The organism is Amycolatopsis sp. cmx-8-4, from assembly GCF_046548675.1.
Lineage (GTDB): Bacteria > Actinomycetota > Actinomycetes > Mycobacteriales > Pseudonocardiaceae > Amycolatopsis.
The window spans coordinates 1-20553 of record NZ_JAEBDZ010000049.1 but is presented as its reverse complement, the minus strand read 5'-3'; the positions used below and the strand labels follow the sequence as shown (position 1 = coordinate 20553).

Below are 20553 nucleotides of genomic sequence, written 5' to 3'. Positions count from 1 at the left end.
TCTGACCCCCAGCGGGTCCCGGAAAATTGACCCCCTGGGGTTGGGGTCAGTCCTGGTCGAGGTGGTTCTGCTGGTGGTCTTTGGTCAGCAGGTTGCGGCGTTGGCGGGTCCGGTAGGAGTCGCCGGTGAGGGTGAGCACCTCGGCGTGGTGGACGAGCCGGTCGATCATGGCCGCGGCGACGACATCGTCGGAGAAGGTCTCGCCCCAGCGCCCGAAGGGCAGGTTCGAGGTGACCATGATCGAGCCCTGTTCGTAGCGGGAGGCGACAAGCTGGAAGAACAGGTTCGCCGCGTCCTGGTCGAACGGGATGTATCCCACCTCGTCGATGATGATCAGCTTGTAGCGGCGGATCTTCTTCAGCTCCGCTTCCAGCCGGTTGGCCTGGTGAGCCGCGGCCAGGCGGGCGATCCAGTTGCTGGCGGTGTCGAACAGCACCGAGTGGCCAGCCTGGGTCGCTTTGACCCCCAGCCCGACCGCGAGGTGCGTCTTGCCGATCCCTGGCGGACCGAGCAGGATCACGTTCTCCGCTTTCGCGACGAACGTGCTCGTTGCTAAGTGTGCCAACAGATCCCGGCGCAGCGACGGCAAGTGGTCGAGGTTAAAGTCCTCCAACGTCTTGACCGCCGGGAAATGCGCGGTCCGGATCCGCATCACCGTGCCCTTGGACTCACGATCGGCGACCTGGCGTTGCAGCAGCGCAGCCAGATACTCCTCATGCGACCAGTTCTCATCCCGTGCCTGCTCGGCCAGCTGCTCCCAGAACGTGGCGATCGTCGGGGTCTTCAAGACCCGAGTCAGATAGGAGATCATCGATGGCAGGCCGTCTTTCGGTGCCGTCCCTGAAATCTGAGGCTTCGTCGCGCTGGAGGCGCTCATGTGTTAATCGCTTTCGTTGAAGGAGTAGTGAAATCGACGCCGAACAGAGCGTCGTAGTCCGGCAGTGCCCGCAAAGCGACGACGTGTCCGTCGGCGTGCTGACGGTCCATTCCTGCACGTTGTTTCCTTTCTGCGGCAAAGGCTTTACGCAAGTTCGCCGCGATGGCCTGGTGGGCGGGATCGGTGATCACGCCGTGTTTGGTCCACGACCGAACGTGGCGTGCGACGACCTCGCCGTTGCAGAACACCGTCACCTCCTGCGCGGAGGCGGTGACGTCGACGAACTTGCCGATCACCCGAGGGTCGACCGAATAGTCGACCGTGTCGGCGCGGACGTAGTAGTCGCGGCCCAGCCTGATCCGGTTGTTCAGCCCGATCGGCGGAGCCACCGGCGGCAGCGGAAGCATCGACAGGTAGTCGATCTCCAGCAGGTCCACCGGCCGCCCCTGGATGGAGCGGACCGTCCGGGCGTTGGCTCGGCCCAGCCAGTCGCCGAGCTGGGTGTTGAAGTCCGCCGGCGAGGTGAAAATCCGGCCGGGCAGGAACGAGGTCTCCAAGAACTGATTGTTGCGCTCGACCATGCCCTTGAACTCCGGATCCCGCGGTGGCGCCAGCAGAATCTTCGTCGCCAACGTTCCGGCGAACGCCGCCGCTGGCGCGCTGACTCGTCCGGTTCCGCCGATCGCGGACTCGCGATCCCAGACCAGCGTCCTGGTCACCCGCCCGATCCCGCCGATCAGCTGCCACATACCCGACAAGATGTCCCCAGCTTGGCGCGACGGGATCATCGTGGCGGTCAGGAACCGCGAGAACCCCAACGTCATCACCAGCACCGGCAACACCCGATCCTGCCCCGCCGCGACCGGGATCCGTGGCTCGGGAAACCACAGATCGCATTGGGTGATCTGCCCGGGTTCATAGATCACCCGGTCGACCGGGTCGATGCCGACATACTCCGGCCGGATCGCCGCCAGCCGTTTCTTCAACGGCGACATCGAATACGGCCAGCTGATCTTCTGCGCGATCACCGGAGCAGGCATCTTCGGCCACTCCGCCAGCAATGCCCGGATCTGCGGCTCGAACACATCCGCCACCGAGCCCCGCGCGGCTCGCTCGTACTTCGGCGGCCGATCCGAGTTCAGCGCCGCCCGCACGGTGTTGCGGGCCACGCCCAGCCGCCTGGCGATCTCCTTGATAGGCACACCCTCCGCACGATGCAGACGGCGGATCTCAGCCCAGTCCTCCACGTTCAGCACCCTCCTAGCATCGGAGGGGGTCAATTTTCAGAGATCGCCTGGGGGTCAGTCTTCACGAACCGCCGACAGCGCCAGGTCGGCGTCGTAGCAGCCGTTGTCGTGCGGACGAAGGTTGCGTTTCAGCTCCCGGCTCACCGTCGAGGCGCTGCGGTCGAGTCGACGGGCGATCTCCCGGATGGAGAGTTTCCGGGCTCGCAGTGTCGCGATGCGCTGTCGTTCCAGTGTGGACAACTACCGGCTCGACGACCCGCACCGGAGGTAGTCCGCCGTTCGCTGCTCGCCGGCGGTAGCCGGTCTTGCGGCCGATCCCGACGGCCTGGCATGCCCCCACCATTCCCATCCCGGAGAGGATCAGCTGCCAATACTGCTGCGCTGAGCGTGACCGCGGTCGGATGCCGGCGCGGCCGGCCAGCAGCAGACCGGCCGCGGCGGCATCCGACCGCACGTTCGTCTTCGGCTACCGCATTACGCGAAGAAGCGACGACCGAAGACGTCGGCGCGCTCCTGGTTGGACGTGAACGGGGCTGTCCGAGTGGCGGACAGCCCCGCTGAGGCTGACAAAATTCCTCGGTAGACACACGTCATCGCGGACACGTCGATGTCCCGGTCCGCCCCGCGCAGCAGCCGTTGCACGCCGTCCGGCGACACCTCGCCGGCCTGCTGGGCCAACGTCCCACCGTTCTTCCGCTCCGGCCCGCGATCCGCCCACGGACCCGATCCAGCTGATCCGTCACCACATCGACCACCACCAGGATGAATTGCACTCTCCACCCGAGTGCGGTTGCAGTATCAGTGCGCCGGATCAGCCGCAGCGGTAGCTCGACGCCACTGCGGGATCACCCTCACCGGTGTAGCGCGACACCTTCGGGTAAGCGCACAGGTCGCGGGTCGCCTTCCCGTCCAGCGTCGACGCCGCCAGGGTGGCCGGCGCCTGGCCGTGCTCGACCCAGTCGACCAGCGCGCCCAGCGCGTTCGTCGGCTGCGCGCCGGCGCCGCCCCCGCAGTGCTCGACGCCCGGGGCGAGGAACAGCCGGTAGAAGTCGTTCACCCGCTGCGAACCGCCCATCACGCGCTCCACCCGCTCGCGGTAGTGGAGCGTGCCGCCGGGCGGGATCAGCTGGTCGTCCGCGCCCACGAAGCTGAGCAGCTTGCCGCCGGTCCGGCGGAAAGCCGACAGGTCGGGGTCGGCCGTGCCGATGACGCCGTCGTACTCCCGGACCGACTGCCGGAACAAGTCGGCGAACTGGCCGTAGGTGAGCTTCGAGGTGTCGAAGCCGGGCTGCTTTTCCAGGAAGGACTGCACCCAGAGAACAGCCACCTTGAAACCCGGCGCGGTCAGCGTGCCGTCGGCGGGGTTCGGCTCGGTCCCGGCCAGGTACGCGAAGTCCGCGCCCTTCGGGAGCCCGTCCCACAGCTTGCGGCCACGCTCGTCGGTCGGCCCGGCCCAGATCTTGCGCATGACCTCGGCGTCCGTGGCCGTCACGGTGACTTCCTTGCCGTCGCAAAGCAGCTTCGTGCCGATCAGGCCCCGCGGGTCGTAACTGCACTCGTCGGGCCGATCGACGACGCCGTTGGTGACGCCGTCGCGGGCGTCACAAGCCTGGATCGCGGCCTGCCGGAACGCGGTAAGCACGCACGTGCTCAGGATGTCGTGGTCCTGATTCATCACGATCTGCGGCCACAGTGTCGCGACGGCGAACTGCGTCCACTGGACGGCGGGCGCGTTGGCCAGGATGCCGTCGAAGTCGCCGGCGAAGTTCTGCGCCTCGGAGTAGCCCTGGCGGCCGCCGGTCGAGCAGCCGTTCCAGTAGGAGTACGTGATCGGCCGGTGGTAGTGCCGCTGGGTGACGTCCTTGCCGATCAGCGCCTCTTCGTGCACCGAGCGGGTGGCGAAGTTGGCCAAAAGCGTTTGGTCGACCTTTCCGTCGGCGGTCACCGCCCACGACGTGTCGAGCGCGTCCGAGGACACGCCGGCGTCGGTCGTCACGCCGCTGTAGCCGTCCTTGACCGACTGGACGAGCGGGTCGCCGAAGTTGCCCGCGGCGTAGGCGCTGCCGCCGACCGCCTGGAGCCGTCCGGTCCACCCGGTCTCCGGAAGGACAACGACGGTCTTGACGTGGTCCTTTCCGGTGTGCGTCAGCGTCACGGTGATCTGGCAGTACGACGGCGCGCCGGCGTCAGCCTTGCGCTCGGCCTGCACCGACTCGATCTTCGTGCCGGCCGGCGCGGGGACCGACACGGCGGCGCAGGCCGGCGCCGCGGCCGCCGCAGGCGGGGCGAGCGGAATCAGGCCGGTCAGCAGGAGCGGCACGGCGGCCGCCAGGAACTTGGAGATGTGTCTCATCGCTTTCCTCGGTAGCCGGTTTCCGTCCGATGTGGACGTGCGCCCAAGTTAGGGGCGCGGCCGCGGCGCCCGCGCCCGTCGAATGACGCTGTCGCCGTACGTCACTCTGTTCTGAGCTGTGGAAACGTGCTTTGGGTAAGGTCGTTTCCATGGTGCTGCACGGACGGGAAACCGAGCTGAAGGAGCTGAGCGAGCTCGTCGACGGCCCCGAAGACCGCAGCGGCGTCCTCATCCGCGGCGAAGCCGGCATCGGGAAGTCCGCGCTCGTGGCGGAGACGGCCGCCGCGGCGTCGGTCGCCGGGCTGCGGGTGCTGCGGACGACCGGGGCCGAGGCCGAGCTTCACCTCGCCTATGCCGGGTTGCATCAACTGCTCCACCCCGTCCGGGCGGCAGTCGTGGACCTGCCCGCGCCGCAGCGGGACGCCCTGCGCACGGCGCTGGGCTTGGCCGACGGCCCCGAGCCGAGCGCCTACCTGGTCGGGCTGGCCGCGCTGACGCTGCTGGCCGAGGAGGCCGCCGCCAAGCCGCTGCTGCTGGTCGCCGAGGACGTGCACTGGCTCGACCGCGCCAGCGCGGACGTCCTCGCCTTTGTCGCGCGGCGCATCGAGACCGAGCCGATCGTCCTGGTCGCCACCCTGCGGGACGGCGCCGAAACCCCGCTGCGAGACGCGGGCTTGGCGCCGATGGTGCTCGACCGCCTGCCCGCCGACGCGGCCGCGGATCTCCTGGACGCGGTCGCGCCGCGCCTCGCCCCGGCGGTCCGGACCCGGCTGCTCGAGGAGGCAGCGGGGCACCCGCTGGCTCTGATCGAGCTGCCCTCGGCGGTGGCCGACCTCGACGGGCTCGACCCGGCGCTGCCGCTGACGGAACGGCTGGAGCACACGTTCACAGCTCGAGTTGCGGGCCTTCCGGCGCCGACACGCACTGCTTTGCTGGTCGCGGCGCTGAATGAGGCGACATCGCTGGCCGAGACGCTCACCGCGGCGGGGGCGCTCCTTGCGGCGGAGGGACAACCGGCTGTCGACGCTCGCCTTACCGGGTTGCCGACCGGGGCGTTGGGGCCGAGTGGCGGACCGGAGTGGGCTGCTGGTGGGGGCGCTCGCTCGGGTAGCGCGCTCGGACCTGGGTCGGCTTCTGCCAGGGGCGCTCGCTGGGGTGGCGCGCTCGGACCGGAGCCGACTGCGGGCGAGAGCACTCGCTCGGGTGGGCTGCCGTTCGAGCCGGACCCGGCTTCCGCCGGAAGCACCCGCCCCGGCGCGCTGCCGCCCGGTGCGCTCGAACCCGAAGTCCTCGCCCCCGCCGTCGAAGCCCGCCTCATCGAGCTCTCCGCCGGCGCCGTGACCTTCCGCCACCCGCTGATGCGGTCGGCCATCCCGGCCGCCGCTTCACCAGCCGATCGGCGGCGCGCCCACCTCGCCCTCGTCGAAGCACTCCACGACCAGCCCGACCGGCGAGCCTGGCACCAGGCCGCCGCGACCGCCGGGCCCGACGAGAACGTCGCCGCCGCCCTGGAACGCACCGCCGAGCGAGCCCGCTACCGGGGCGGGGCCGCCGCCGCGATCGCCGCGCTGGAGCAGGCCGCCAGGCTGAGCTGCGAGCCGGACTGCCGGGCCGATCGGCTGCTGCGGGCCGCCGCGCTGGCGGTCGAGTCGGGCCGCCGTGAGACCGCCGAACGCCTGGTGCGCGACGCCCGGCCCGCCGACCCGCGCCGCCGGGCCACCGCGAGCCGGTTGCTCAGCGAGTTCGAGGACGGCGTACGGGAAGACCCCGCCCGCGTCGCGCAGCTGGCCGCCCTTGCCGGCTCGGTCGCGGAGGACGGCGAAACCGACGCCGCCATGCGGATTCTGTGGAGCGCCGCCATGCGCTGCTTCTGGATCGAGCCCGGCGACGCGGCCCGGCGCGCGCTACTCGACGTCGCCGATCGGCTGCCGGTGCCGGACGACGACCCGCGGATCGTGGCGGTCACTGCGTACGTCGCGCCGTTCGAGCGCGGCGGCGTCGTGCTCGAACGGCTGCGAGAGCTGGTGGGCGCGACCGGCGCCGACCCCGAGGTCGACCGGTACCTGGGCAGCGCCGCGCTGCAGGTCGGCGCGTTCGACCTGGCCGCGCGGTTCTCCGCGGCCGCGGCGCCGGGCCTGCGGGCCCAGGGCCGGCTCGGGCTGCTGCCGCGGGCGCTCGCCGTCCAGGCGTGGAGCCGGGTCCGCCTCGGCGACCTCGCCGCGGCCGTGCCGGTCGCGGCGGAAGCGGCCCGCTTCGCCCAGGAGACCGGACAGCCGTTCATGTACGGCCTGGCCACGGCGGTCCAGGCCGAGATCGCCGCCCTGCGCGGCGACCACAAGCAGGCGAAGACGCTGGCCGGCGAAGCCGAACGCGCCGGGCTCGCGGCGGGCGCCCGGCCGGTGCTGGCGACGGTCCAGCTCGCCCGGGGCCTGTCCGCGCTGAGCGAGGGCCGGTTCGAAGACGCGTTCGCCGATCTGCGGCGGCTCCACGATCCGGCCGACCCCGCCTACCAGCTGGCCTTGCGCGCGTACTGCGTCGCGGAGCTCACCGAGGCGGCGGTGCGGGCCGGGCAGACGGACGCGATGCGTGACATCCTCACCGAGCTGGAGCCCCTCGCGAGGAGCACTCCGTCGCCCGCCCTGCACATCGGCCTGCGGTATGCGCGGGCCGTGCTCGACCCGAGCGACGAGCTGTTCGCGCAAGCGCTGGGGGCCGACCTGACCGGCTGGCCCGCCGAACGCGGCCGCATCCACCTGGCGTTCGGCGAGTGGCTGCGGCGGCAGCGGCGGGTCGTCGAATCCCGGACGCACCTGCGCACGGCCCGCGAGACCTTCGACGCGCTGGGCATGACGACGTGGGCCGAGCGGGCCCGGCGGGAGCTGCGCAGCGCGGGCGAGTCGAGCCCGAACCGGGACCCGGACGCGCGAGACAAGCTGACCCCGCACGAGCTGGGTATCGCCCAGCTGGCGGCGGAGGGGTTGACCAACCGGGAGATCGGGCAGCGGCTGTATCTTTCGCACCGGACCGTCGGCACCCACCTGCACCGGATCTTCCCCAAGCTGGGTGTGAGCTCCCGCGCCGCCCTCGCCGGGATGCTGAAGACCCTGGACGGGTGACTTACACCGGCTGCGTCGTCCGACGGGCGCGAAGGTCACCAGTCCGGCTCTAACGTTGTGAAAGTCCCACGGTCTTTCGCACAGGAGCTCTCAGATGATCAGCAGGAGAAGGTTCGGGCAGGCGTTCGCGGCGGGGCTGGCGGCGACGTCCTTGGCGGCCTGCTCGTCGAGCACCCCCGCGGGCGCACCGGCCGCGACGCCCGACCTGCGGGCCGGGTCCGGTGAGCACACTTCGCTCGGGGAGATCAAGCACGTCGACGCCGGGGTGCTGAACATGGCGTACGCCATGTCCGGGCCGGCCACCGGGCAGCCGGTGGTGCTGCTGCACGGCTGGCCGTACGACCCGCACAGTTACGTCGACGTCGCGCCGATCCTGGCCGCCGCCGGCTACCGGGTGATCATCCCGTTCCTGCGCGGTTACGGCCCGACGACGTTCAAGTCCGCCCAGACCGTCCGAAATGGACAGCAGGCCGCGGTGGCGCTCGACGTCGTCGCCCTGATGGACGCACTCAAGATCGGCAAGGCCGTGCTCGGCGGGTACGACTGGGGCGCGCGCACCGTCGACATCATCGCCGCGCTGTTCCCCGAACGCTGCAAGGCAGTCGTCGCGGTGAGCGGGTACATCGTCACGAACCTGGCGGCCAACCAGAAGCCGCTGGCACCGGCGGCCGAACTCGGCTGGTGGTACCAGTACTACTTCGCGACCGAGCGCGGCCGCGCCGGCTACGCGGCGAACCGCCACGACTTCAACAAGCTGATCTGGAAGAACGCCTCCCCAGCCTGGCCCTTCGACGACGCCACGTACGACCGCAGCGCGGCGGCGTTCGACAACCCCGACCACGTCGACATCGTCGTCCACAACTACCGCTGGCGGCTGAGCCTCGCCCCGGGCGAGCCGCAGTACGAGGCGTACGAACAGAAACTGGCCACCGGCCCGGCGATCACGGTGCCCGCCATCACGATCGGCAGCGACTTCGACGCTGCAGCGAAGGACGGAAAGCCGTACCGCTCGAAGTTCACGGGCAAGTACGAACACCGGATCCTCGACGGCATCGGGCACAACGTACCGCAGGAAGCGCCGAGGCCGTTCGCCCAGGCGATCGTGGATGCCGACCGGATGTGACCCTGCCGCAGCTCGTTGTGAGTGGTGATTCGGGTTGGAACTCGAATCACCACTCACGACCGGTCAGGCGAGGGTGACCTCGATGTTGCCGCGCGTCGCCTTCGAGTACGGGCAGACCTGGTGCGCGCCGTTCACCAGGTCGTCGGCCGTGGCCTGGTCGATGCCCGACGCCTCCAGGTGCAGCACCGCGCTCAGCTGGAACTCGCCCGCCTCGGTGTCGTGGTGCAGCGTGACGTCCGCGACCACGGCGAGGTCGGTCAGCGGCACCTTCTTCACGCTCGCGACCCGGCGCACGGCGCCGACGAAGCAGGACGCCCAGCCCGCCGCGAACAGCTGCTCCGGGTTCGTCCCATCGCCCGCGCCGCCGAACGCCTTGGGCACGGCGAGCGTGACGTCGAGCGCGCCGTCGGCGGAGGTCGCGCGGCCGCCGTTGCGGCCCTCCGAGGTGGAGGTGGCGACGACGGTGTAGGTCACTTCGGACATGGTGTTCCTTTCAGCGGGTGACGCCACCACGCTAGGAATCCGCGAGTCACCGCGGCGACCGTCGCACGACGTCATCCGTGTACGTCACCACAGCTGGCCGTCCGACAGCAGGAGCCGGCGCTCGACCCCGATTTCGGCGAGGAAGCGTTCGCCGTGACCGACGACGACGAACGCGGTCAGCGCGCTTCCAGCTGCCCGGTGCTGACCAGATCGAGGTTGTTCGTGGACTCGTCGAGCAACAGCAGCTGCGGCGCCGGTTCGGCCAACGGGACGCAGGAGACACCGGACGGCGACCGGACGAGCTCTGCCGGCTGCCTCTGGACTGCCTGACCCTGACGAAGAGGGCAGGCCGGTCCTGATCTATGACAACCACCAGAACCAACGCGACGGGCGGCGGCTGCCGATCGGCAGCGAGACCGCCGCGGTGATCGTTGACCAGCAGGACGAGGTCCGCCGCCGCTATCCGAACACTCCCGCCAGCCAGCTCAAGCTCGTCCCGACCACATACCGCAACCCGCAGGGAACACGCGGCGTCTCCGACGCCTACCTCGCCACCCAGCACCGCACCTGGCTGAACCGGCTGCCCGGCATCTTCGTGACCGCCCTGATCAGCGAGAACGGTGTCCAGACCGCGAAGGAGATCCCGTTCGACAGGGCACTGATCTTCCCCTACGCCTACCGCCACACCTACGCCCAGCGGCACGCCGACGCCGGCATCCCGGTCGACGTCCTCAAGCGGCTGATGGACCACCGCCGGCTCGCCACCACGCAGAAGTACTACCGCGTCGGTGAAGAACGCCGCCGCGTCGCGGTCGAGCGGGTCACGGCCGTGCAATTCGACCGGCACGACACCCGGATCTGGCGAAAGGCCAGCAAGCTGATCGACACCGAGCACACCCGCCGCGCGATCGGCGAAGTCGCTGTCCCCTACGCCGTCTGCACCGAACCCAGCAACGTCGCCGCCTGCGGCCACGACTGCACCCCCGATCGGCGTCAGGCCCTGTGGGCCGCCGGCGCCGCGGCGACCACACGGCCCGGGCACCTGCCCGGCCTCGCGCCCGGCCTGGACGCGCCCGCCTTGCCCGGGATGACCCGGTTCGAGGTCACCGCGGCCGACCTGTGGGCCACCAGCGTCTCGCCGGACAGCAACCCGGTCGAGTACCTGCGCGAATACCTCGACAAGCGAGGCGCGCTGACCGCCGCCGAGCTGACGCAAGCCGAGGACGGGACCCGAGTCTGGGTCGGAGGTGCCGTCACCCACCGCCAGCGCCCGGCGACCGCCGGCGGCATCACGTTCCTCAACCTCGAAGACGAGACCGGCATGGCCAACATCCTGGTATCACCCGGGCTCTGGACCCGGCAGCGGGTCATCGCCCGGACCAGCTCCGCTCTGCTAATCCGTGGCCGAGTCCAGGCCGCCGAAAGTGTCGTCACGCTGCTGGCCGACCGTCTCGAGGCCATCGACCTGTCCATGGTCACCGCACCGTCCCGGGATTTCCGGTAGTCCCCGTGGCCGACCTCTCCGCCTGTAGGATCTCAAAACTGACTTCATTTTCTTAAGGCTGACTTCATCTCAACCTCATTTATGCACTGCGGTTGAGACACAGCAGCACGCTCCAGTCGGTGAGCCTGTGGGGTCGGGCACAGCCTGTTGACCTCAAGCGTGGTCGAGGTTGGACGCTTGATGTCAGGCGATGAGCCCGAACCGTGGGCTACTGCACAAGGAGCGCGGATGAGTACGGACACTGGTTTCTATTCGATCATCGAGCACGCTGTCGACGGGCCGGAGACCCAGCGTGCGCTGGTGGACGCCTTCGCTGAGATCCAACAGCGGTGGGTACGTTTCTATCCGGGCTACGTGTCGGCACGGTTCCACGTAAGCACGGACGGAACGAGGGTCTACAACATCGTGAGCTGGGCCAGCGAGACGGACTACCGCAACTTCGTGGCCACGTCCGACACCGACGGCCGGATGACTGCCATCCAGACCGCGATGGACCTGCTGTCCGGCAAGGCCGAGGCCCGTGTGAGCGCGACCCCGACCTACACGCTCGCCCGCGAGATCAGCCCAGAGCCACGCCCGACAGATTCCTGACAGCCGGTCGATCATGAGAGGGACATCGATGAGGGTCGAAGTTTTCGCCGACGTGCTGTGTCCGTGGAGTTTCATCGGCAAGCGGCGCCTTGCCGCCGCCCTGGCTCGGGTTGCCGACCGAGAGCAGGTGGAGGTGGTGTGGCGCAGCTACGAACTGGCGCCAGAGCAGGGACGGGCTCCCGGGCCGACGGCGGCCGAGGCAATGGCGCAGTGGTGGGGCGAGCAGGCACCAGCCAGGATCGCCCGCATCCAGGCTGGTGGCTCCGCGGACGAACTGGAGCTCAATCTCCATGTCGCTCGGCCGGTGAACACTTTCGATGCCCACCGGTTGATCCACCTGGCCGCCCAGCGCGGTCTGGCCGAGGAGATGATGGAGCGTCTGCTGCACGGCTACCACACCGAGGGGCTCAACGTTGCCGACCCGCAGGTTTTGGCACGGTTGGGTGTCGAGGCGGGGCTGGATGCCACCGAGGTGCGCGCCTTATTGACCGGCGACGCCCACGCCGACAGCGTCCGGGCCGATGAGCGTCGCGCTACTGAATTGGGCGTCACCAGCGTCCCCTCAGTGGTGATCGACGGCACGCCCTTAGTCTCCGGCGTCCAACCACCCACCGAACTCCACCGCTTGATCGAGCACGCCTTGGCCGCCTCGCGCACCACATAGAGCAGCGTGCGTGAACCCGGAGCCAACAGAGCCAAGCTCACACTGCCAGGAATTGCCACGGAGCTGAGACTGGCGGCAAGTGACATCGCGTGAGACAACCAAAACCCGCAGGTCAAAGAAGATCAACATGTCACAGGATTCGAGATCCCACACCGGGTGCAGGTTCTCGAAATTGGCGTCGCAATCTCACTGGTCTTGTCACGTGAATGTCCTAAACGACATTTACGTGAGATTCTGAGCAGCGCAAGTTGATGTTGGACCGCTCGCGTGGCGTCGCCGACAGGTTCAGAACCAGTTTATCCCCGTGCAGCGGCTACCTCTCGCGCCGAAACTTTGCGACTGTGGTCAATCCTGCGTTCTTGTGAAGCGGGGAGAGAGGGGTTCGGGGATCCGAGCCGGACGGGGCCGCATCTGCAGGCAGTGCGCGACGGGCTCGACGCGGTCATGCGGCTGCGTTCGCCGCGGCCGGACTGGAGTGGGAGGACTGCTACCGGGAGATGCGCGGAGACGTCATCGTCGCGCTCGTCTCGGCGGAGATTCCGCCGGCTGGCGAGGACGCGGTAGTAGGCGCGGACGAACCCGATCGTGGTAGGACAGAGCAACGCGACCCGGTCGTCGGGCTTGACCCCGCAATCGCTCAGATGCTGGGCCTGGGGCCACAGCTGCGCGTAGCTGAGGCGGCGCCTGCCCTTCGACAAGGGCAGTCTTGTCCGGGAGACGGCGAGCCGATTCGCCGAAGATCACCGCCAGCGACAGGGTGGACACGATGTTCGCCCTCTTCGTCGTAGTCACGCGAGCACCGGCGGGCACCGGTGCGTCGCGTGACGGTGCCTGGTATCAGCGCGGTTCGGAGACGACGCACGCCTGCACCAGCGTGCTGATGTCCGGCAGCGATTCGAGGTCGTCGACCATCGCGGCGATGGCGTCGACAGCCTCATCGGGCAGGGTGCGTGCGGCGTTGGTGGTGAACTTGCCGGTGATCGCTTCCGGAGTGAGCGGATTGCCAGGGGTTCCGCTACTGGCCGGCACCCGGCGACGCACGGTCCCCCCAGTGCTGAGGTGGATGACAACTTCGCCCGGGAAATGCTTCGGGAAGTCGCTGTCGGGGTCGACGGGACAGGTGACCTTGGCCGCCATCGCGAGCACCTGCGGGTCGTCGAGGGACTCGTCGTAGAAGGTGGCCAGGTCGACCCGGCCACGGACCAGGGCGTAGGCGACGGCGTACTGCACGCTGAACTGGGCGTTGTAGAGAGTGTCGGGTGCCTGCTTCTTCGTAGCCGGTTCGGTGACCGAGGGCATGACCCGCTCAGTGGTCGGGCACACGATCCGGTCGACCTCGTCCGGGCGCAGGGTTGCGCCGCCGAGGTCGGTGAGGATCTGCAGGGCGGCGTCGATGAAGGCGTGTGTGAAGTGGCAGCACGGATACGGCTTGATCGCGATGTCGGCCGACATCCACCGGCTTCCCAGGTCGTGCAGGTTCAGCGCGGCGGCGGCACCGGGGTCGCCGAGGTGGCTGCCGTAGAGCCCGCGTTCCCCCTCGAAGATCGTCAGCGGCCCGATGAACCCGGCGCCGGCCAGGGTCGAGGCGATGATGCCCGAGTGCGCGGCCCAGCCCGGGTGCAGCCGCTTGAGCCAGGACTGGCCGAGTTCGAGAGTCCCCGCGGCCTGGCTGGCGCAGATGCCCAGGGCGTGCGCGAGCACCGAAGCGTCCTGATTCCGTAGCTTCGCGGCGACGCACGCGGCGGCGAACGTGCCGGCGATCCCGGTGGGGTGAAACCCCCGGTCGTGAAACTTCCCGGCAGCCGCGGCCGCGATCCGGCACCCGACTTCCAGGCCGATGATGTAGGCGAGCAAGGTGGCTTCGCCGTCGGCGTGCTCGGCCTCGCCGACCGCGAGCGCGGCCGCCAGTGCGGGGGCGGTGGCGTGGTAGATCGCTTCGATGTGGGTGTCGTCGAAGTCGAGGCCGTGGATCAGTGTGCCGTTGACCAGGGCCGCGGCCGGGGCCGGGAGGCCGGTGCCGAACCCGATGGTGTGTGCCTCCTGGCCCTCGCCGAGCTGCGTCGCGGCATCGTGGACCGCGTGGGCGAAGTCCATGTCGCTGGAGGCCAGAGCGATGCCCAGGCCGTCCAGCAGGTGCGCGCGGGCGACGGCGCGAACCGCGGCCGGTACGTCGCTCATCGACAAGTCGGACACGAACTGCGCGAGCTTCTCCGAGACCGTGCCCGATTTCTGGTCGGCAGCGGTCCGGTCGGTCTGGGCAACCGTGGTCACGGTGATCATTCCTCCTGCGGTGGGTGTGTGGGTGATGGTGACGCTATGAGCGGGCGTTTGCAGCGGAGGTGTTCTCCACCAGTGGTCGGTTGGTGCTGCGCATGCCGAAGATGCCGGTGACCGCGCCGCCGATCACCAGGATGACGGCCATGGTGATGAAGTAGCCGGAGAAGCCGGCCGCGGCGACGAGCGGGGCGAAGATGAATCCGCCGGCGAACACCCCGAGACGCCCGAGGCCGTTGGCGATGCCCGAGCCGACTCCGCGCAGGTGGGTGGGGAACATCTCCGGGAGGTAGGCGTACAGGAACACCGTCTGCGTCTGCAGGAACATCGAGATGATGAACCCGGCCGCGAGCACCATCCCCGATCCGCCGGTGACGCCGAAGACCACGAACAGGGCGCCGACCACCACGGTCGTGCCGGCGATCAGCAGCTTGCGCTCGAACCGGTCGACCACTGGCCACGCCAGCAGCGCCCCGGGAACCGCGGCGATCGAGAAGATCGACGCGAACAACAAGGTTTGTGACGTGGTGTAGCCGTGGTCGACCAGCAGGATCGGCACGTAAGCGTTGTAGCCGAAGAAGGCGAACGCGATCAGGACCGAGCCGGTGCACAGCACGACGAAGTTGCGCAGGTTCCGTCCACGCAGCAGCTCACCGACCCGGCCCGAGGCGACCGTGGGTTCCTCCACCGGCGCGGGCAGCGGCGCCCGGGTCTTGGCTTTGGCCTGCGCCTCGAGCTTCGCGACGGTGACATTGGCCCGGTAGTCGTCGCCGTGCAGGCTCTGCCAGCGGACCGACTCGGGCAACAGCCAGATCGCGGCGACGCCGACGAGCGCGCCGAGCGCGCCCAGGACGAACACCCAGCGCCACATGCCGGGACCGAGGAAGATCACCAGCCGGGCGAGCCAGGCGGCGATCGGCACGCCCACGAGACCGAACGCGAGCAGCAGGGACTGATAGCGCCCGCGGGAGCGGCGGGGGAACATCTCCGCGACGTATACGATCAGCACGCCCGTCATCGCCTGCAGCCCGAAGCCGGTCAGGAACCGTGCGATGACCAGGAATCCGACGGTGTTCGCGAAGGTGGTGGTCAACGAGAACAACGAGTAGACCATCACTGCGCCGATGATCGTCTTTTTCCGGCCAATTCGGTCGGATATCCGACCGCCGGTGATTCCGCCGAAGAACATGCCCAGGAACGTGGCCGAGGTGACCGCGCCGACGCTGTGCAGCGACAGGCCCCACTCCCGGGTGATGGCCGGTGCGGCGTAGGAGAAGGAGTAGATGTCCACGACGTCGAAGGCGAACAACGCACCGAGGACGACGCACCACAATTTCTGCGAACGGGTGACCACAGGCAGCGCGCTCAATCGCGCGGGCGCGGAATACGCTGCGGACGTGCTGGTCTTGGTTGGCTCAGAGATCGTCATTGGTCTCCGTACTCACGCATGAGGGGACAGTCGGAACCAGGCGGATTCAGGAGTGCCGCGCCCGGTTGTCACGGGTGGAGCCACCTTGGACGACCACGCACGAACGCCGCAATCTAAGTTTCATCTGCCGCAACCATGCAGGTCACGGTCGTGTGCAGCGGCCCGATGACGGATCAGACGTCCGTCTCATCCGCGGCTTCGATGAAGTCCTTGATGGTGACGTCGAGGGACTCGAGGCGAATGGAGGAGTTGGGCCCGAGCACGGTCGCCAGGTGAGGAGCGAGCTGAGTGCAGGCGGCGGTCAGCGGCTGCGCGAGCCGGCGCAGCTTGTCCGCGGGCAGCGCGTAATCGGGACCGGCGATGACAATCGATCCGAGAGGATAGTCGTCGTCGGGATCGAGCAGGGCCACCCCTATTCCGTTGAGGTGGGGGTGGTTCTCGCTGAAGGACATCGCGTAGCCGTCGGCGCGGATGGTGTCCAGTTCGCGCTGGATCACCGCGCGTTTCTCGCCACGGGCGTGGGTGCCGATCACCTTGGCGGCCTGCTTGTCCGTCAGGTGGGCCAAGATGACGCGGCCGCTGCAGCCGGAGGTCAGCGGGGCCCGCTCACCGACGTGGACACCGCGTCGCTGCGGATTCGTGGCCGGCTCGGCGCCGAGCACGAGGACCCGGTGTTCGCCGCTGCGCAGGTGCAGTGTCGCGGTCTCGTGCACGGTGGCGGCCAATTTGGACAGGACCGGGCGGGCGCGTTGCAGCAGCGCCGGGCGTGGGCCGATCAGGGACGCGAGTGCGATCGATCGGCTGCCGACCCGGTAGCCACGCCGTCCGAGATGGTCGACGTAGCCCTCCTCCTGCAGGGTGCGCAGGACGCGGTACGCACTGGCCTTGGACAGGTCCACCGCCGCCGCGATCGCCAGCAGCCCGGCCGGCTGCTCCATCCCCGCGAGCGCTTCCAGCACCCGCAGCGACCGACGCAGGATGTCCGACTGCACCGTTTCTCCGGCTCTTGCGGAAGTACTCATCACACCTCGTTGGTTTCACGCCACGAAACTAACGTTGCACCGATCGGCGGCCGATGTCCAGTCTTGGCCTCAGCACGCGAACGACGCGGTTCTCTGCCGAGGATGAAGGTGGCTCATGCCGAACGACTCACGCACCATGTCCCTGATCGCGTTCCTGCAGGCCCAGAACTGCTCGAACTACGTCGGCTCCTGGCGCCACACGCTGTCCATGACGGACTTCCTCACCCCGGACTACTTCACCCGGATCGCCCGCACCCTCGAGGACGCCCGGTTCGACATGGCGTTCTTCGACGACCGGCTGGCGATGCCCGACATCTACGGCCGCAGCCACGACCTCGCGGTGCGCCACGGGATCCGGTCGGTGAAGATGGACCCGACCCCGATCCTGATGGCCATGGCCGGGGCGACCTCGCACCTGGGCCTGGGCGCCACGTACTCGACCACTTACTACGAACCCTTCCACGTGGCGCGTCTGTTCGCGACGCTCGACCTGATGACCGGTGGCCGGGTGGCGTGGAACGTGGTCACCTCGCTCAACGACTCCGAGGCCGCCAACTTCGGCGTGAGTGAGCACCTTGAGCACGACCTGCGCTACGACCGCGCTGATGAGTTCCTTGAGATCGTCACCGACCTGTGGTCGGCGTGGGACTCCGACGCGCTGGTCCTCGACAAGGACACCGGGCTGTTCGCCGACCCCGCCAAGGTGCACCGCACCGACTACGCCGGCAAGTTCTTCCGCCTCAACGGCACCTTCCCGGTGCCCCGGTCCCCGCAAGGCCAGCCGGTCCTGCTGCAAGCCGGTTCCAGCGGCCGAGGCCTGCGCTTCGCCGGCCGCTGGGCGGAAGTCGTCTTCACTGCCTACTCCGGCAAGGACGCCGGCATAGCCCAGTACCAGGCGATCCGGCGCGCCGTCGCCGACGCCGGACGCGACCCGGACACCGTCACCGTCGCTCCGGCAGTCGGCGTGATCGTCGCCGAGACCGAGCAGCTCGCCCAGGAGAAGAAGGCGTTGCTGGCCGATCTCGCGCGGCCCGAGGACGGGCTGGCGCTGCTGTGCGAGGTCATCAACACCGATCTGTCCGGGCGTCCCCTCGACGAACCGTTCACCGACGCCGAGCTCGCGCAGATGTCCTGGCACGGCCTGCGCGATCGGGTGATCCAGCTCAGCGGCACCGCGAACCCTTCGGTCGACGACTTCGTGCGGTACTCCGGGCGGGGCAGCCTCAACGAGGGCGCGACGTTCGTCGGAACCCCAACCCAGGTCGCTGACCAGATGGAGGCCTGGTTCACCAGCTGCTGCGACGGGTTCGTGCTCTCCGCGGCCAGCGTGCCCGGCACCTACGAGGACTTCGCCCGGCTCGTCGTTCCCGAACTGCAACGGCGCGGCCTGAGCAAGACCGAGTACGCCGGCTCGACCCTGCGCTCGAACCTCGGCCTCCCGATCACGGATTCGGCCAAGGCCGCGACCGTGGAGGTGGGACGGTGAGCACGCCGGTGCGGATCTTGACCCCGTGCGGGATGCTCGGCTACGGCTATTCCGACGCGGATTTCTGGGCCTGCGTCGACCTGGGCGTCGACGCCATCATCGTCGACTCCGGATCCACCGACCCGGGGCCGTACATGCTGGGCCTGGGCAAGACGCTGGTCACCGAAGAGTCGTACCTGCGTGACCTGCGGCCGATGCTGCTCGCCGGCAGCAAGCATCACATTCCGGTCGTCGTCAGCTCCGCCGGCGGCGCCGGCACCAACGCCCAGGTCGACCGGATGACCGCCCTGGTCGAACGCATCGCCGCCGAGGAGAACCTGAGCCTGCGCATCGCCACCATCTACGCCGACGTCTCCCCCGACGTGGTTGCCGCCCGGCTCGACGACGGGAGGATCGAGCCGAACGTGCGCGGCGAACTCCCCACCCCGCAGGACATCTCGACGTCGACGGCCATCGTGGCGCAGATGGGCGCCGAACCCTTCCTCCCGCTGCTGACCGAGGACCACCCGGTCGACGTCGTCATCGCCGGCCGGGCCTACGACCCGGCCCCGCACGCCGCGTTCTGCCTCTCCCGTGGCATCGACCCCGGCATCGCCTGGCACATGGGCAAAATCGTCGAATGCGGTGCCGCGTGCGCCGAACCCAAGGGCGGCGGGGTACTGGCCACTGTGTATCCCGACGCGTTCGAGCTGACCCCGCTCAGCCCGGGGCAGGCTTGCACCCCGCTGTCGGTGGCCGCGCACACCCTCTACGAGAAGAGCCGGCCCGACCTGCTGCCCGGACCTTCCGGCGTCCTGGACGTCCGGAAGTGCACCTATACCGCCGTCGACGACCGGACCGTCCGCGTCGCCGGCAGCCGCTTCCTGCCCGCCGACGGCCCGACTGTCAAGCTTGAGGGCGCCGCGATCGTCGGTTACCGCAGCATCTTCATCGGCGGTGTCCGCGACCCGATCCTCATCGGACAGATCGACGCGTTCCTAGAGCGGGTGCACAAAACAGCCGGTGTCCTGCACCCTGCCCTCGCCACTGGCGAGGCGGAACTGCATTTCCACGTCTATGGCCGCAACGGCGTCATGGGCGAGACCGAACCCTCGGCCAGGGTGCCGCACGAAGTCGGCGTCCTGGGCGAGGCGACCGCCCCGACGCAGGCCCTGGCCGACGCGATCGGCACCACGGCCCGCGTCGGGGTCCTGCACCTGAGCTACCCCGGCCAGATGGCCACCGCCGGCAACCTCGCCCTGCCACTCAACCCGATGGACAACCCCATCGGCCCGGTCTGCGTGTTCACCCTCTACCACGTGATGCACAGCGACGGGCTCGACCTGTTCACCACCGCCACCAAGGAGGTCGGATCATGACCGCCACCGTGCCGCTCTCCCAGCTCGCCGCCGTCATCCGCAGCAAGAACGCCGGACCCTACGAGATCACCTTCGACGTGATGTTCACCGATCACGCCACCTACGCCCACGTGCGCGACAGTGGCGCGCTGACTCTCCAGACGATGGCACGCGCCTACGGAGTGAACGAGCAGGACGTCCGCTACTGCGATTTCTTCCAACCCGCGCTCGCGTTCAAGCTCACCCTCGTCCGGCCGGGGCGCCAGGGCAGCATCGGCGAACGTGACACCTTCGGCGCCCAGCAGCACGCGCCCCTGCTCGACATCCCCATTCCCGCACCGGCCGGCTGACCCCCGAGTCTCCACGACCGCAGTTCCGAGGAGGTAACCATGCCGACCACCACCCATCCGTGCCCGAGCCCGAACGCACCCGCTACGACCGACCCTGCACTGCAGCAGCGATTCCGCGACGTCATGGCGGGTGTCGCGACCCCGGTCGCGGTGATCACCGCCATGGCCGACCAGGTGCCTCACGGCACCACGGTCAGCGCGTTCGCCTCGCTGTCGATGACCCCGCCCATGGTGGCGGTGTGCCTCGACCGTGGCTCCGAGCTGCTGGCGATGATCCGCACCACTGGCTGCTTCGGTGTCAACGTGCTCGGCACCGGCCACGCCGACCTGGCCCTCACCTTCGCCCGCAAAGGCGGCGCGGCCAAGTTCGACCACGTCGAGTGGACCGCCGACCACGGTCTCCCCCGGCTGCCCGGCGCGACCTGGCTCGCCTGCCGCGTGAGCCGGTTCGTCGACGGCGGCGACCACGTCATCGTCCTCGGCGACGTCCACGCCGCCGACGCGCAGGAAGCCGATCCGCTCACCTACTACCGGCGGCTCTTCGGCACGCACACCGCGTTCACGGAGCTGGCATGACACCCCTTGTGTCAACCTCTGGGTCAAAGTCAGGCCGCGAGTGGTTGTTTTGCCTGGTGCTGGGCGCCTCCGTGCAGGGTCGGGTCGTAGGGTGTGCTGTTCTGCCAGCAGCGCCAGATGA

The 20553-nt window shown here is 69.1% G+C and carries 16 protein-coding genes and 3 pseudogenes; 9 read left to right on the top strand and 10 right to left on the bottom strand.

What is annotated here, in order from left to right; genetic code table 11:
* Window positions 1–46 precede the first annotated feature (46 nt).
* From istB to ACLJQZ_RS46295, 5 genes and pseudogenes are all read right to left on the bottom strand, one after another.
* On the bottom strand, window positions 47–877 hold the full coding sequence (gene istB / locus ACLJQZ_RS46315; RefSeq protein WP_410627881.1) for an IS21-like element helper ATPase IstB: 831 nt from the start codon (window positions 875–877) through the stop codon (window positions 47–49).
* Window positions 874–2133, bottom strand: coding sequence for an IS21 family transposase (gene istA / locus ACLJQZ_RS46310; protein ID WP_410627880.1), 1260 nt, complete (start codon window positions 2131–2133; stop codon window positions 874–876). The genes istB and istA overlap by 4 nt, the downstream gene beginning before the upstream one ends.
* Before the next feature lie 45 nt (window positions 2134–2178).
* Entirely contained in the window at window positions 2179–2364 is a 186-nt protein-coding gene (locus ACLJQZ_RS46305) for a helix-turn-helix domain-containing protein (protein WP_410627878.1), read from the bottom strand.
* A gap of 346 nt (window positions 2365–2710) precedes the next feature.
* Window positions 2711–2829: pseudogene (locus ACLJQZ_RS46300) on the bottom strand (IS701 family transposase); the annotation flags it as partial.
* 106 nt (window positions 2830–2935) lie between these two features.
* Window positions 2936–4477 carry a tannase/feruloyl esterase family alpha/beta hydrolase gene (locus ACLJQZ_RS46295; protein WP_410627876.1) on the bottom strand — a complete coding sequence of 514 codons (1542 nt, stop codon included), beginning with the start codon at window positions 4475–4477 and terminating at the stop codon, window positions 2936–2938.
* 149 nt (window positions 4478–4626) lie between these two features.
* Between ACLJQZ_RS46295 and ACLJQZ_RS46290 the strand changes: the two genes are divergently transcribed.
* Window positions 4627–7593, top strand: a complete 2967-nt coding sequence (locus ACLJQZ_RS46290) for an AAA family ATPase (protein ID WP_410627875.1) — start codon at window positions 4627–4629, stop codon at window positions 7591–7593.
* A 94-nt stretch (window positions 7594–7687) separates the two neighbouring features.
* Complete coding sequence (locus ACLJQZ_RS46285) at window positions 7688–8716, top strand: alpha/beta fold hydrolase (RefSeq protein ID WP_410627873.1); 1029 nt, start codon at window positions 7688–7690, stop codon at window positions 8714–8716.
* A 63-nt stretch (window positions 8717–8779) separates the two neighbouring features.
* Here ACLJQZ_RS46285 and ACLJQZ_RS46280 read toward each other — a convergent pair whose 3' ends face one another.
* Window positions 8780–9199 carry an Ohr family peroxiredoxin gene (locus ACLJQZ_RS46280; protein ID WP_410627872.1) on the bottom strand — a complete coding sequence of 140 codons (420 nt, stop codon included), beginning with the start codon at window positions 9197–9199 and terminating at the stop codon, window positions 8780–8782.
* A gap of 84 nt (window positions 9200–9283) precedes the next feature.
* A pseudogene (locus tag ACLJQZ_RS46275) lies at window positions 9284–9480 on the bottom strand (ABC transporter ATP-binding protein); the annotation flags it as partial.
* A gap of 704 nt (window positions 9481–10184) precedes the next feature.
* Between ACLJQZ_RS46275 and ACLJQZ_RS46270 the strand changes: the two are divergent.
* The 3 genes and pseudogenes from ACLJQZ_RS46270 to ACLJQZ_RS46260 all read left to right on the top strand — a co-directional run.
* Window positions 10185–10703: pseudogene (locus ACLJQZ_RS46270) on the top strand (OB-fold nucleic acid binding domain-containing protein); the annotation flags it as partial.
* A 228-nt stretch (window positions 10704–10931) separates the two neighbouring features.
* Entirely contained in the window at window positions 10932–11294 is a 363-nt protein-coding gene (locus tag ACLJQZ_RS46265) for an antibiotic biosynthesis monooxygenase family protein (protein ID WP_410627871.1), read from the top strand.
* A 28-nt stretch (window positions 11295–11322) separates the two neighbouring features.
* Window positions 11323–11958, top strand: a complete 636-nt coding sequence (locus tag ACLJQZ_RS46260) for a DsbA family oxidoreductase (RefSeq protein ID WP_410627869.1) — start codon at window positions 11323–11325, stop codon at window positions 11956–11958.
* A gap of 837 nt (window positions 11959–12795) precedes the next feature.
* Here the strand turns inward: ACLJQZ_RS46260 and ACLJQZ_RS46255 are convergent.
* The 3 genes from ACLJQZ_RS46255 to ACLJQZ_RS46245 form a co-directional block, all read right to left on the bottom strand.
* Window positions 12796–14229: an MmgE/PrpD family protein gene (locus ACLJQZ_RS46255; protein ID WP_410627867.1), complete on the bottom strand. Its 1434-nt coding sequence runs from the start codon at window positions 14227–14229 to the stop codon at window positions 12796–12798.
* 43 nt (window positions 14230–14272) lie between these two features.
* Complete coding sequence (locus ACLJQZ_RS46250; RefSeq protein WP_410627866.1) at window positions 14273–15586, bottom strand: MFS transporter; 1314 nt, start codon at window positions 15584–15586, stop codon at window positions 14273–14275.
* Window positions 15587–15834: 248 nt separating this feature from the next.
* Entirely contained in the window at window positions 15835–16683 is an 849-nt protein-coding gene (locus ACLJQZ_RS46245; protein ID WP_410627864.1) for an IclR family transcriptional regulator, read from the bottom strand.
* Between the two features lie 115 nt (window positions 16684–16798).
* Here ACLJQZ_RS46245 and ACLJQZ_RS46240 point away from each other — a divergent pair, with 115 nt between their 5' ends.
* From ACLJQZ_RS46240 to ACLJQZ_RS46225, 4 genes are read left to right on the top strand one after another with little or no spacing between them, the layout of a single operon-like run.
* Window positions 16799–18169 carry an LLM class flavin-dependent oxidoreductase gene (locus ACLJQZ_RS46240; RefSeq protein WP_410627862.1) on the top strand — a complete coding sequence of 457 codons (1371 nt, stop codon included), beginning with the start codon at window positions 16799–16801 and terminating at the stop codon, window positions 18167–18169.
* On the top strand, window positions 18166–19527 hold the full coding sequence (locus ACLJQZ_RS46235; protein WP_410627861.1) for an acyclic terpene utilization AtuA family protein: 1362 nt from the start codon (window positions 18166–18168) through the stop codon (window positions 19525–19527). The genes ACLJQZ_RS46240 and ACLJQZ_RS46235 overlap by 4 nt, the downstream gene beginning before the upstream one ends.
* Window positions 19524–19856, top strand: a complete 333-nt coding sequence (locus ACLJQZ_RS46230; protein WP_410627859.1) for a DUF4387 domain-containing protein — start codon at window positions 19524–19526, stop codon at window positions 19854–19856. The genes ACLJQZ_RS46235 and ACLJQZ_RS46230 overlap by 4 nt, the downstream gene beginning before the upstream one ends.
* Before the next feature lie 39 nt (window positions 19857–19895).
* A complete protein-coding gene (locus tag ACLJQZ_RS46225) occupies window positions 19896–20432 on the top strand; it encodes a flavin reductase family protein (protein WP_410627858.1) in 537 nt (178 codons plus the stop codon).
* Window positions 20433–20553: the final 121 nt, after the last annotated feature.

What these genes read in the sequence shown, in the direction of transcription:
- istB (WP_410627881.1), bottom strand. Translation starts at nt 877, where the DNA reads ATGAGCGCCTCCAGCGCGACGAAGCCTCAGATTTCAGGGACGGCACCG.
- ACLJQZ_RS46295 (WP_410627876.1), bottom strand. Translation starts at nt 4,477, where the DNA reads ATGAGACACATCTCCAAGTTCCTGGCGGCCGCCGTGCCGCTCCTGCTG.
- ACLJQZ_RS46290 (WP_410627875.1), top strand. Translation starts at nt 4,627, where the DNA reads ATGGTGCTGCACGGACGGGAAACCGAGCTGAAGGAGCTGAGCGAGCTC.
- ACLJQZ_RS46285 (WP_410627873.1), top strand. Translation starts at nt 7,688, where the DNA reads ATGATCAGCAGGAGAAGGTTCGGGCAGGCGTTCGCGGCGGGGCTGGCG.
- ACLJQZ_RS46280 (WP_410627872.1), bottom strand. Translation starts at nt 9,199, where the DNA reads ATGTCCGAAGTGACCTACACCGTCGTCGCCACCTCCACCTCGGAGGGC.
- ACLJQZ_RS46265 (WP_410627871.1), top strand. Translation starts at nt 10,932, where the DNA reads ATGAGTACGGACACTGGTTTCTATTCGATCATCGAGCACGCTGTCGAC.
- ACLJQZ_RS46260 (WP_410627869.1), top strand. Translation starts at nt 11,323, where the DNA reads ATGAGGGTCGAAGTTTTCGCCGACGTGCTGTGTCCGTGGAGTTTCATC.
- ACLJQZ_RS46245 (WP_410627864.1), bottom strand. Translation starts at nt 16,683, where the DNA reads ATGAGTACTTCCGCAAGAGCCGGAGAAACGGTGCAGTCGGACATCCTG.
- ACLJQZ_RS46240 (WP_410627862.1), top strand. Translation starts at nt 16,799, where the DNA reads ATGCCGAACGACTCACGCACCATGTCCCTGATCGCGTTCCTGCAGGCC.
- ACLJQZ_RS46230 (WP_410627859.1), top strand. Translation starts at nt 19,524, where the DNA reads ATGACCGCCACCGTGCCGCTCTCCCAGCTCGCCGCCGTCATCCGCAGC.
- ACLJQZ_RS46225 (WP_410627858.1), top strand. Translation starts at nt 19,896, where the DNA reads ATGCCGACCACCACCCATCCGTGCCCGAGCCCGAACGCACCCGCTACG.